Annotated in this window: 8 protein-coding genes and 1 pseudogene; 3 read left to right on the plus strand and 6 right to left on the minus strand. The window is 45.6% G+C overall.

Going from position 1 to position 12,732, the window contains the following annotated elements; all coding sequences use genetic code 11:
- Entirely contained in the window at window positions 1-1,185 is a 1,185-nt protein-coding gene (locus PN462_RS13750) for an McrC family protein (RefSeq protein ID WP_272128905.1), read from the plus strand.
- A gap of 101 nt (window positions 1,186-1,286) precedes the next feature.
- Here PN462_RS13750 and msrP read toward each other — a convergent pair whose 3' ends face one another.
- Complete coding sequence (gene msrP, locus PN462_RS13755; RefSeq protein WP_272128907.1) at window positions 1,287-2,279, minus strand: protein-methionine-sulfoxide reductase catalytic subunit MsrP; 993 nt, start codon at window positions 2,277-2,279, stop codon at window positions 1,287-1,289.
- A 66-nt stretch (window positions 2,280-2,345) separates the two neighbouring features.
- On the opposite strand from msrP, the gene PN462_RS13760 reads away from it, so the two are divergent.
- Complete coding sequence (locus tag PN462_RS13760; protein ID WP_272128909.1) at window positions 2,346-3,521, plus strand: class I SAM-dependent methyltransferase; 1,176 nt, start codon at window positions 2,346-2,348, stop codon at window positions 3,519-3,521.
- On the opposite strand, the gene PN462_RS13765 is transcribed toward PN462_RS13760, so the two are convergent.
- From PN462_RS13765 to PN462_RS13775, 3 genes are all read right to left on the minus strand, one after another.
- On the minus strand, window positions 3,513-4,031 hold the full coding sequence (locus PN462_RS13765) for a hypothetical protein (RefSeq protein ID WP_272128911.1): 519 nt from the start codon (window positions 4,029-4,031) through the stop codon (window positions 3,513-3,515). The genes PN462_RS13760 and PN462_RS13765 overlap by 9 nt on opposite strands.
- Window positions 4,032-4,423: 392 nt before the next feature.
- On the minus strand, window positions 4,424-6,226 hold the full coding sequence (locus tag PN462_RS13770) for a ShlB/FhaC/HecB family hemolysin secretion/activation protein (protein WP_272128913.1): 1,803 nt from the start codon (window positions 6,224-6,226) through the stop codon (window positions 4,424-4,426).
- A gap of 147 nt (window positions 6,227-6,373) precedes the next feature.
- Window positions 6,374-8,200, minus strand: coding sequence for a response regulator (locus PN462_RS13775; protein ID WP_272128916.1), 1,827 nt, complete (start codon window positions 8,198-8,200; stop codon window positions 6,374-6,376).
- Window positions 8,201-8,951: 751 nt separating this feature from the next.
- On the opposite strand from PN462_RS13775, the gene PN462_RS13780 reads away from it, so the two are divergent.
- Window positions 8,952-12,086, plus strand: a complete 3,135-nt coding sequence (locus tag PN462_RS13780; protein ID WP_272128917.1) for a beta strand repeat-containing protein — start codon at window positions 8,952-8,954, stop codon at window positions 12,084-12,086.
- A 76-nt stretch (window positions 12,087-12,162) separates the two neighbouring features.
- Here PN462_RS13780 and PN462_RS13785 read toward each other — a convergent pair.
- Together PN462_RS13785 and PN462_RS13790 are read right to left on the minus strand one after the other, a co-directional pair.
- Window positions 12,163-12,411 (minus strand): annotated as a pseudogene (locus tag PN462_RS13785) (Rpn family recombination-promoting nuclease/putative transposase); the annotation flags it as partial.
- Window positions 12,408-12,732: Rpn family recombination-promoting nuclease/putative transposase (locus PN462_RS13790; RefSeq protein WP_272128919.1), on the minus strand; the 325-nt coding region annotated here is incomplete at its 5' end. The gene PN462_RS13790 and the pseudogene PN462_RS13785, both read right to left, overlap by 4 nt.

Raw genomic sequence — 12,732 nt, forward strand, 5'->3', positions numbered from 1 at the left:
ATGCCAACGCCAACCATTCTTGAACTTACCGAATATCAACTACAAACCTTTCCTAAAGATACCTTACCCGAAGAGATTGGCCAATTAATTTGGAAAAAGTATGCTAAACAAATTGACCTTGAATTTCCCTCCCCAAAAACCGGAGGACAATGGCAACTCAAACCGAAAGGGTGGGTTGGTCAAATTCCGCTTACTCCTAACTTACAACTCTTTATCCGGCCTAAAGTTCCCTTAAAGCAATTACTGGGAATGCTAGACTATGCTTATCAATTGCGGAGTTTTCATTGGTTAGACGGGTTGGTGAACTGCGAAACCCTCCCGGAACTGTATGATAGACTGGCGCGGTTATTATGCGATCGCATCTTAACCCGAAAACGCCAAGGTTTCTATCGCACTTATCTCCCCCAAACCCAAACCCTCAGCTACCTACGTGGACGCTTAAACCTGCGTAAAACCCTCGAAAAACCCTGGCAAACCCAACTCCATTGTCACTACGAAACCCACACCAGCGACATCCCCAGTAATCAAATTCTCCTCTGGACTGTCTTTCTCATTGCGCGGAGTGGCATCTGTCAGCCAGCCACCACCACCAAATTACGCCAAGCCTATCATGCCCTGCACAACATCGCCACCCTCACCCCTTGCACCGTCCAAGACTGCACCACACCAACTTATAACCGTCTCAATCAAGATTATCAACCCTTACACGCCCTTTGTCGCTTCTTTTTAGCCAACCTCACCCCCAGTCACCTGCAAGGAAAACAAACCACAGTCCCCTTTTTAGTGGATATGGCCCGCTTATATGAACAATTTGTGGCCAACTGGTTAAGCGTCCATTTGCCTCCCCAATATTCCCTGAAAACCCAAGAACACATTACCCTACAAGACAATACCTTTAACTTAGATATGGTAATCTGCGATCGCGCTACTCAACAAGCCATCTGCGTCCTCGACACCAAATATAAAACCCCCCAACAGGCCGCCAACGCAGACATCTATCAAATTAACTTCTATGCCCATTTAAAACACTGTCAACAGGCAATTCTCGTCTATCCCCACCCCTTACCCCAACCCCTACAAATTACCCTGCAAAACGTCCATATCCGCAACGTTACCTTTTCCCTCAACCGTGACTTAAATCTTACAGGACAAGAGTTTTTAAACCACTGTCTCTCAACTCCCTAGTCAAAAGACTAGATTATTGATATCTTGCACACTAAAGATTGATATTGATTAACCAGATGACATATAAGCCTTGGGGTTGAACCCAAGGCTCATGTTACCCCCTAACCATACAATGACCCCACATATTCCTGATAGCCATTATATAAAAAAGTCTCCTTCCGTTCCCACGTTAAATCCGGCCCCTCACTAATAAACTTCTCCGTCGCTTGGGACCAACGGGGGTGGGGAACATTAGGATTAACATTCGCGTGAAACCCGTACTCATTGGGCGCGATCGTATTCCAGTAAGTGGCAGGTTGTTCCTTGAGAAACTCAATTTTCACAATAGACTTAGCTCCCTTAAACCCATACTTCCAAGGAATTACCATGCGAAGGGGGGCCCCGTGTTGTTTCGGTAACTCTCGGCCATAAATTCCAATAGCGAAAAAGGCCAGTTCATTGGCCATTTCCTTTATGGTTAACCCCTCCGTATAAGGCCAAGGTAATGATCCCAAATGAAATCCCGGCCCGGTAGTAATTTCTGGGTCATAAAAAGACGTAAAACTGACAAATTTCGCCTCTGAGGTGGGTTCAACGGCCTCCATTAATGCTTTCATGGGAAACCCAACCCAAGGCAACACCATCGACCACGCTTCCACACAGCGAAAACGATAGATGCGCTCCTCAATGGAGAATTCTTTTTTAATCGTATCTAAGTCATAGGTGCGGGGATTTTTTACCAGTCCTGTGACTTCCACTTTCCAGTCTTCCGTGGGGAGGTTTTGCGCTGCTTGCCAAATGGACTTATTTCCCCCAAACTCATAGAAGTTATTGTAACTACTGGCTAAAATTTGGTCAGTAATGGGACGCTCCGTGCTGGCAAAATTGGGATTCGTGCGGAGGGGGTCAAATTTCGGTAAGTTGAGATAGGTGGATTGTAACTCACTATTTTGCGCTTGGGTTTTTTGGCAACCGACGAGGGAGGTGGCAGATGCGGCAATTCCTGCACCGACGAGGGTTTTGATAAAGCGACGACGGTTAAAATAAGCCGATTCTGAGGTAATTTGAGACTCTGGGAGTTGCCAACTGGGACGCTGATGGAAGAAAAAGCTCATAAGGTTTGCTTGAAAGCCACTTCACAAATTGTAAACTCAGATGAGAGAGATATCTGAGCAAACTGCATGACTTCAACTCAATTCCCCCATAGTCAACCCCTCCTAGAGATTATACGCGATCGCACCCCCCTCACCTTTGCTGAGTTTATGGCGATCGTCCTCTATCATCCCCAATACGGCTATTACAGCAGTGGTACAGTGGGCATAGGAAAAGAAGGGGATTATTTTACCTCCTCCTCATTAGGGGCAGATTTTGGGGAATTATTGGCAAAACAGTGGGTGCAACTGTGGGAGATTTTGGGAAAACCTGATCCCTTTCATTTAGTGGAAATGGGGGCAGGAAAAGGACTTTTGGCGGCGGATAGTTTACAGTTTTTAGAGCGTTATTATCCCGACTGTCTCAAGTCTCTAGAATATATCATTATTGAACAGTCTCCAGGTTTAATTGAACAGCAACAACAAGTTTTACGAAATACTCTTGACAAAGGGACAAAAATATCTTGGCGACGCTGGGATGATCTCCCGGATCATTTGTTAGTGGGTTGTTGTTTTTCTAATGAATTGGTGGATGCGTTTCCGGTTCATAAAGTGACGATAAAAGAGGGAGAATTAAAAGAAATTTATGTAACTTGGCAGGAGGAGCAACTGGTGGAAACGGTGGGGGAATTATCGACCCCAAAAATTAAAGAATATTTTGCCAAAATGGGGCTAGAATTAGCCCCGCCTAATTATCCAGAGGATTATGTCACAGAGGTTAATTTAGCGGCTTTAGATTGGCTTAAACGGGTAAGTCAGAAGCTCAAACAAGGCTATTTACTCACCATAGATTACGGTTATCCTGCCCACCGCTATTATAACCCCCAACGCTACCAAGGCACATTAAAATGTTATTATCAACATCGCCACCATGATAATCCTTATGTCAATTTGGGATATCAAGATATTACGGCTCATGTGAATTTTACAGCCTTAGAAAAGTATGGGGAAGACTATCAATTAGAACAGCAAGGGTTTACCCAACAGGCTATCTTTTTAATGGCGTTGGGATTGGGCGATCGCTTGGCAGACTTATCCAGTGGAAAATATGATATTCAGCAAGTCTTACAACGACGAGATGCACTCCATCAACTCCTTGATCCCAATGGTCTCGGAGGGTTTGGAGTTTTAGTCCAAAGTAAAGGATTAACCCCCGAACAAAAAGCAGAAACCTTGTTAGGATTCCAGATTCCTGATTTAGTTTGAATTCTCATGAGTCATCCCTGCATCAATCCCCATTTCAATATTAGACTGACAGAGTTGTCGGGTGGGTTCATCGGGGGTTGCAGTGGCCAAACTCCATGTTTGGGTTAGGGTTGGGGTTGCCTCCTCTTGAAGATATCCTTCCGCGACAATTTCCCCCTCTGCATTGGCCGATAAAACTAATTCCTTTTCTTGGGGATAACGACGCTGTTGGGGGGATACCCTCACCTCTGGGGGTAAAACGTCCTTACCGATAGACTTCATTTGTTCTGCTTCCATGGGGTCTATGGCCACGGGCCATTCTGCACTCCCCAAGTCGGAAAAGAGATACTGAACAAACTCCGTTGCTTGGCCATTGGGATAGACGAAATAAAAACAAGACCGAGACAAAGTAGAAGGTTTCGTCATATCTGCCATTGCTGCTGCGGCCTGTTGGAGTTGTTCATCGGTGGTTTGGCCTTGGCAACTATTCAGTAGTCCCCATGCTACTAAAATCAACCCCAGTCGAGTCATTTTTTTCACGGTACTTTCTCCGAATTTCCCTAAGTTGGAGGGAATGACTGTTCCCGTATTTGTATTGTTTCTAGAATAGCGTTTTTGGTGCGTTACGCTGTCGCACTTCGCACCCTACTGGACTGTCTCAGTGATGAATATCATCAGAACAACTCAATCTCTCTGCTTTTTAGTGATGGGAAATTGGGTCAATGAGGAGCAGCACCGAACAGTAGGGGCAATTCATGAATTGCCCCTACGCCAACAATTGGCAATCCATTGATTGATATTTCAGGAATTTATTGTAAGCCCTAAAGGGCTGACTACGAACCTATCAGGGGAGTTGATTGATATTTAAGGGATTTATTGTAAGCCCTAAAGGGCTGACTACGAGCCTATCAGGGGAGTTGAGCTTAGAAGTTCCAGGTGGCACTAAAATAGACTCCATCATCTTGAAGATTCTGGGTGCGGTCTTCGAGATCAACGAAGGGATAACCGTAGTCTAGACGCACGGTGAAACCAGGCATGACTTCCCAAATTGCACCGAGTCCTATTCCGGCGAGGAAGGTTTGGTCGGCTAAGGTGTTGGGGTTGTCATTGTTCCACACCCAACCGAGGTCGAGAAAGGGGGCGAGGATCAGTTGGGGAGTTCCGGCTTCATTACGGATGAGGGTGATGCGGTCTTCGGCGGAAAATCGCAGGCCGTTATCGCCAAAGCGGGCATTTTGCCGATATCCGCGCACGGACTGGCCACCCCCGATGACGAATTGTTGGGAGGGGAGGAGGGGGTCGGCGGCCAGTTGTAGGTCAGCCGAGAGGATGAGAAAGTTATTTTCGTTGAGGATTTGCACACGCTGGATTTGGCCTAACCAACTGACAAAGCGACTATCGGGGGTGAGGTCTGGGTTGAGGGTTGCGTCGAAGATGCCGAGGCCAATGCTAAATTGCGATCGCAAGGCCCAGGCCCCTCTCGCATCTCGGCGAATATACTCTTGGCCAAATTTGAGGGTACTGGTGGTGGTTGTGCCGTCTTCTTCTGGCCCTTCCCCAAAGGGGGTTGGCCCCTGAAAGGTGCGGGTTTGTCCGGTTTGATAGGTGAATCCGAGAGAGAGGGCGAATTCTTCTCTGGGGGTTTTGATGAAGGGTTGCCGAAAACTGACTTCATACAGGGAGGAGTCGCCGCGAATGTCGAAGAAGCTAAAGTCTTCGGTGACGACGTTATTTCGGTTAAAGGAAGTCCGGAGTTGTAAAGTTCCATCCATGGGGTTGAGGGGGCGACTGTAGCTTAAATCATAGGTGTCTGACCCCCCTTGGGCGGTGCGTCGATAACTGGCAAAGAAACTATCTCCCATTCCGGTGGTGTTGAGATGGCCCACGGTAAAATTTAAGCGTTCTGACCCAACACTGGGGGGAGAATAGTTATCGGCACTAAAACTGGCTCGAAAGGCTCTGGCTTCGGTGACACGGACGACTAAAATACTTTGGTTGGCATTATTGCCACTGCGGAGACTGGCTTCGATGTTATCAATGAGGGAGTTGGTGCGGAGGAGTCGCAGTTGGTTTTCTAATGTTCCGGTGTTGAGGGGAGTGTCAGTGCCTAGGGCAATGCGATCGCGGATATAATCAGGATTCAGTCGGTCTGTTCCCTCTATCTCAATGGCTTCAATTCCCCCTTCTAAGATTTCAATTTGAATCTCTCCGGTGGGGAGAGAGTCTTCTTTTAATACGGCTCTAGAGGTAATATATCCCTGTTCTAGATACTGTTCTGTAATGCGATCTACGAGGCGTTGTAGGGACTCTTGGCTCACTTGTTGCCCCAAATAGGGTTCAATGAGACGATTAAAGTCTTCTTGGCTAAACAGACTACTTCCTGTGATGGTCAGGGTATTCACCTGAATGTTCCCTGGACTAGGCTGAGGGAGATTTTGGGGAGTTGCTGTGGGGGGTTGCTCTTGGGGGGACTCCTCGGAGTCTTGGGGGTCTTCCTCGGAGTCTTGGGGGTCTTCGGGAGTCCCTTCACTGTCCGGACGGTTCGGCTGTAAAAAGCGGTCTTGGTTCGGGTTTCCCCCTTGGGCCAGTTGGAGGGAGGTGGCCTGACTTTGGGCGGTTATTCCGGTGAGTCCCCAAAGGATGGACACTAAGGCGAACACAGGCAGTAAATTTAAGCTGTAACGAGAGGATTTTGTGACTTCAACGGGGTTCAACAGCGATCGCATAAGACTCTCCAAATCTCCATCTAGTTTACGCGAAAGTTTATGATCAATCAGGGATTTTTTGTTTGTAAACAAGGGAACAGGGAACAGTCACCAGTCACCAGTTGTTACTCTCCATCTCCTCCATCTCCCCCATCTCCCCCATCTCCTCTATCTCCCCCATCTCCGATTCCCCATAAACGTGGTCAGTTTATGCCAGAAATTGCGACGTTCTAGGCGGTTGAGGATGCGGGCCAGGAGTTCGGGGGCGACAATGGGTTTTTGGATGTAATCATCGGCCCCGGTGAGAAAGACTTGTTGGACAATTTCGGGGGTGCGGTAGGCAGAAAGCATTAAAATGGGGAGGTCGCCCCAGTCGGGGTCGCTGCGGACGATTTGACAGAGTTCTATGCCACTCACATGGGGCATTTTGATGTCGAGGAGGAGAAGATCGGGTTTGACTCGTTCTAGGGTGTCCCAGAATTGTTGAGGATCATGGAGGGGATATAAGATAAAGCCCCAGGGTTCGAGGAGGTGGGTGAGGAGGTCGAGAATTTCGGTGTCATCATCGACCACTAATAAGCGGGCTAAGGGGAGGGAGGAGGGGTCGAGGATTTTTTGTAAGGTGGCGATCGCGCGTTGCGGCTCAATGGGATGGGGTAAAAAGCCTAATCCCCCTAAACGCGCTACTTGTAGCCGTTGGGAGAAGGTATCCGTTTCACTGAGGACCACAACCGGGATAGGGGGAGTGCGCTGGTTGAGATCGGCAAGGAATTTGAGGGACTGGGGAAGGCGGAGATCGAGTAGGATGAGGTCGGGGGGGGATTGCGCGATCGCGCTTTTGGCCTGTTCGAGAGTAAAAGCCGTGTCGGTGTCCATCTTCTGGCCTTGGATAGCTTGGGTGAGGGTATCGGTTAAGGTGCGATCGCTGCTAATCATTAAAATATAAGGCGTTTTCTGGATATTTTTCGGCGGACCGGGTAAATCAGTCGCCAATTCCGAGGAGTCCGGTGAACTATCTTCAGTGACTTCTAGTTGTTGTCCTAGGTTAATTAACAAACTTTGCAGAAAGTCAAAAGGGATCGGATTGTGTTGTAATTTATCTTCAATTTGGCGACAGAACTGAGTCGCAATTTTCAGGCCAAAACTGCCCAAAGACCCCGCCAGCGTATGAGCTTCCCGTTGAGCTTGCGTATAAGAGTCCCTAGCCGTAGGATCACTTCTTAAAGTGACAATAGCCGTTTCTAACGTTTTCACCCGTTGCAAGTATTTCTCCCGACTTTTCGCCCAGGCTTTAGCCAGTTGGGGGAGCGGTTTTTCTTGTTTCGGTTGCGTTTTGAGACGATACCCCAAACCATAAAGGGTTTCAATCATCTCCCCAGCCCCCGCTTTTTTCAATTTTTGGCGCAGTCCTTTAATTTGTGTGCGAACCGCATTTTCTGAGGGAGTATCCTCAAAAGACCATAACCGATCTAGCAATAAACTTTGACTATAAATCCGATCAGGATTACGCAAAAACAGTTCTAACAACTCATATTCTTTAGCCGTTAAATGAATTAAATCTCCTCCATAGGTCACTTGACATTTACTCGGATAAAGACACAACAATCCCCATTCAATTACCGGAGAAACTTGGTCTTTTCTCCGTCTTAATAAAGCCCGAATACGAGCTAATAGTTCTTCAAGATCAATAGGTTTAGCGAGGTAATCATCCGCCCCCGCATCCAGTCCAGCCACAATACTACGGCGACTATATTCTCCCGTCATCAATAAAATAGGAGTACGATTACTTTGTTCTCGCAATCTTTTACAAATTTTTAAGCCATCTACAGAAGGCAGGCAAACATCAAGCAAAATTAAATCGTAGGGGAATAATTCCGCTAAATCTAACCCTTGTTGTCCATCCCCGGCGTGTTCAACAAGATAATGGTGATGGAGTAATGTTTCACTGATGACATCCGCGAGGTTTTCATCATCCTCAACTAAGAGAATTTTCACGACTGTTCTAAGGTTAGTAAGTAGGTGGGCAAAGGGTTAGTTAACTGGACAAGCAAGGGAACAGTCTTATCACTTCACGAAGACGCTACGCGCAGACTTTACCGAGGATAAACCTTATCAGGTTTACGTCTCTTACGCCACGGTTAACGCTGTGTCCTGGACTAACCCAGTTGGGCGAGATTCCACCCCCTCACATCTAATCCAAAAAGCGAGAAACATCTGGAAGTGTTTACTCGTTAACCGCTCTTGGCTCTATTCGCAGCTACGGGAAGGTTATCTCTCCCCACTCCCTCACCTCACGAAGTAGGTGGGGGTCATTGAATCTGGGGTCTGAGTCAGCTTCAGATCAGGCGTTTAGCCCCTGCTCAGTAAGCAAGTCACAACTAACTCATTCTCTCCCTTTTCTATTCTATTGCACTTTGTGAGGGGGCGAATCAGTGACCAGTCACAGTAATCAGTAGTGTATCTCCCCCATCTCCCCCATCTCCCCCATCTCCGTGTCCTTTGTGTCTTTGTGGTTCAATGCCCCAACTCTCAACTATCCACTATCAACTCTCAACTATGTGTCCTTTGTGTCTTTGCGGTTCAATGCCCCAACTCTCAACTATCCACTATCAACTCTCAACTATCAACTCCCCCATCTCGCCGATCTCTTGCGCTTCGGTTTATTTTCAGTTAAATTAAAGATCAAAGCGTTTAAATTGACTGGGTGCATTTGCGATTATTTAATAATCCTTAATACCTTAAAATCGTGAATAATTATTTAGTTTTAGGTTGTGTCGGTCTGCTCACTGTTGGAGAGATTGCAATCAGGGGGATTGCCACTCCGGTTCTGTTGGCGCAAAATGCTCCAGTTAATAGTACCTCTGCTCAGGATTTAATCATTACACCTCGCGTGAGTGGGGGTGTGAGCAGTTCTGGTGCTGGCGTTGCTGAGTTTTCCCATTTAGAAGGGTTTTTCCCTTTATTTCAAAGTCCTGGAGAGAATCTCTTTTTTTTAGAGGGACAAGTTTCATGGTTAGAATATGAGACCTTGGGGGCTAATCTTCTTTTTGGCCATCGGGTTTATGATGAGGAGAGTGAGAACTTACTAGGGGGATATATTGCCTACGATACGCGAGATACAGGCAATAATCAATTTAATCAAATTGGCTTTGGGATAGAACGATTAGGGAATGATTGGGATTTTCGGTTTAATGGTTATATTCCCTTTGGAGATACCCGAAAAGCCGTTGGGTCAACCACTTCTACGGTGAGTGATGTTAATATTTCTGATTTAAGTTTTCAGGGGAATGTCTTGTCCTTTGGGGGAACACGCACCATTGAAGAAAGACAACGGTATGAAGCGGCCATGTTTACCCTCGATGGAGAAGCAGGGGGAAAATTGCTCAATATCGGAGATGCTGGAGAGTTGCGGGGATACGGGGGATTATATTATCTCGATGCGACTAATACTAACGCATTAGGTTGGCGGGCCCGGTTAGAAGCGCGGGCTTTAGAGAATTATAGCGTTGGGTTGGCAGTGCAACATGACGAGATTTTTGGCACGAATGTTGTGGTTAATTTTGGCTTCAGTTTCGGGGGGAAAGCTGAGGGAGAGTCAGATAATGAAGTGTTAGACAGAATGAGTGATTCTGTGGCCCGGAATGAGACAATTTTGGTGGATGAAGAAATTGATATTAACCGGGTTTCGGAAACGTTTAGTGATATTACGGCAATTAATCCTAGCACGGGAGAAGTCTGGACGTTTCAGCACGTCACCAGCACCGGAAGACAGGAGGGGGATGGGACGTTTGAGGACCCGTTTGGGGTGAGTGAGGATGCGATCGCAACCGTTGACAGCACCGTCAATGATATCATTTATGTACAGATTGGGGATAATGCAGACCTCTCCGGTTTTACCATCCCGGATAATGTGCAAGTCCTCTCCACTGCCGTCCCCCAACAGATTAACACCCAATTTGGACCCACCACCCTTCCCCTCTCCGGGAGTGGCGACTTCCCCACCATTGCCGAAACCGTCAATTTAGGCAATAACACCGTTTTATCCGGTTTTAACCTCACCCAAGGGTTAGTCGGGCAAAATATTAATAGTTCTGAAGTCCGCCATAATACCATTACCAGTTCCACCCATTCAGCCCTTCAACTCGAAAATGTCACCGGACCATTAACCTTTATTGAAAACACCATCACGGGAACAAACCAACCCGCCCTAACCGCCACCAATGTAGAAAACTTCTCCTTTCGTGACGGCAGTTTAACCAGTCGCAATTCTGCCAGTAATGGGATCACTCTGAATAATATCACCGGAAGTTTTGAGATTAGCAACAGTCCCATTACCGTAGAAAGTGCGGCTCAAAATGGACTAGATGTGAGTAATATTAATCAGGACTTAACCCTGAGCAATATGACCATTGAAAATGCAGGAAATAATGGCATTAATGTCAGTAATATGGATGGAGAACTGACTCTCAACAATATTACTATTGACAATGCGACTAACAATGGGATTAATGTCAGTAATATAACGGGTACTTTAACAGTGATAGGAGGAAATAATAGTCAAATTAATAGTGCTGGTGGTCATGGCATGAATTTACAAAATTCAACGGGAACAATAAACATTTCTGACTTCACCCTTAATGCTCCTCTGCGTTTACATAATACAACAGGAACAGTTAACTTGACAGGCAATACAGTCACCACAACAAACCAACCTGTCTTAACGGCAGACACAGTGAATAATGTCTCTTTCACCAATGGCAGTTTAAGTAGTAGCAATTCAAGCACAGATGGCATTTCACTCAATAACATTACTGGGAATTTTGACATTAGTAATAGTCAAATTGCGATTGACAATGCAAGTGATCATGGAATTGATATAAATAATTTAAGCGGGACATTAAATCTGCTCAGTGCCAACAACAGTCAAATCAGTAATTCAGGAAACTATGGGATTAATACCCAAAACTCTACAGGAGCAATTACCGCATCTGGTTTTACATTTTTAGGAGGCAAACGAGGTATTTATGCAGCCAACGTCAATAATATTACCTTGGAAAATAATACTATTACCAATGTAACAGAATCTGGAATTTTTGTAGGAGTTGATAACAGTAATACTCTTAATAGTATTGTCATTCAAAATAACACCCTACGCGACATTGGCGGTGGGAGTAGCTCCACCAACAACCTCTATGATGGAATTTTTGTCGGAGCTTCTGGGGGAAGCACAATTAGTAATATAACCATTGCCGGAAATACTGTCAGTAATGTCGATAATGATGGAATAGCAATTGGAGCAACCCAAAGCAGCACCATTTCGACAGCAACTATCACAGAAAACACAGTTAGTAATGTGGGACGTTTTGGGATAGGTGTAGGTGTTGATACTCCCATTGATGTTTTAGGTATCGCGTCTTCTAGTGGCTCAACTCTGGCGAATGTGGCCATTACGAATAATTCCATTGATAACGGTGGAGTGAAAACGGATGCTACAAATGCTAATGCTGGAGGAAATATTGGTATTGCTGTAGAAGATACTGAAAATGGTAGTAATATTTGTGTTAATGTGTCGGGCAATACTAGCACTAATCCTCCGTCAGATGTATTAGGTTCACCTGTTACTAATTCTAGTTTAAATAATTTACATTTATATCTACAAAACGCGAAGACACCAACCTCACCTTCCTTCAATTCAGATATTGATCCAGCTAACTTTAAACTTGTACAGTCTAGTCAGCTGATTAATAACAACAATTTGATCAACCCTAATTCACCTGTTCAGATACTTATTCCCTCTACGTCTTTTCTTCCTCCTGCTCCTTTCTTCACACCTGGACTGTTAGGAACGACTAACTCAAGTAATGTAAATAGTTGTCCCTAATCATTTAAAAGGAATCTAACTCGTAGAGTGCGTTAGGTGGAGAAAATAGGCAAATTGATACCCACCCAACGCACCACTACTTCAAGAATTGTTGCACGGTTTCTAAGGGAATATCCAAGAGTTGAGCAATATCTTCTGGACTATTGCCTCGGTTGAGTAACCGTTGAATAAACTCCTGTTGCATTTGTTGGACTCCTTCTTCTCGTCCTTCTTCTCGTCCTTCGGCAAAGGCTTCTTGATAAAAGCGGGTTTGTTTTAAATCGGTTAATCCTAACATTTCTGCAATCTCCTCCCGACTGGCTTGGGGTAGTTTATAAACAACTAATTCAAGAATTGTTGCACCGTTTCTAAGGGAATATCCAAGAGTTGAGCAATGTCTTCTGGACTATTCCCTCGGTTGAGTAACCGTTGAATAAACTCCTGTTGCATTTGCTGAACTCCTTCTTCTCGTCCTTCTTCTCGTCCTTCCTCTCGTCCTTCGGCAAAGGCTTCTTGATAAAAGCGAGTTTGTTTTAAATCGGTTAATCCTAACATTTCTGCAATCTCCTCCCGACTAGCTTGGGGTAGTTTATAAACCACAATGGTTTCGATTAAATCTATGATATCGCGTTGAATGGGGGCTGAGGGTAAGATATCTTGGGCTTTG

It is taken from the genome of Spirulina sp. CS-785/01 (assembly GCF_028330525.1).
Lineage (GTDB): Bacteria > Cyanobacteriota > Cyanobacteriia > Cyanobacteriales > Spirulinaceae > JAQMSD01.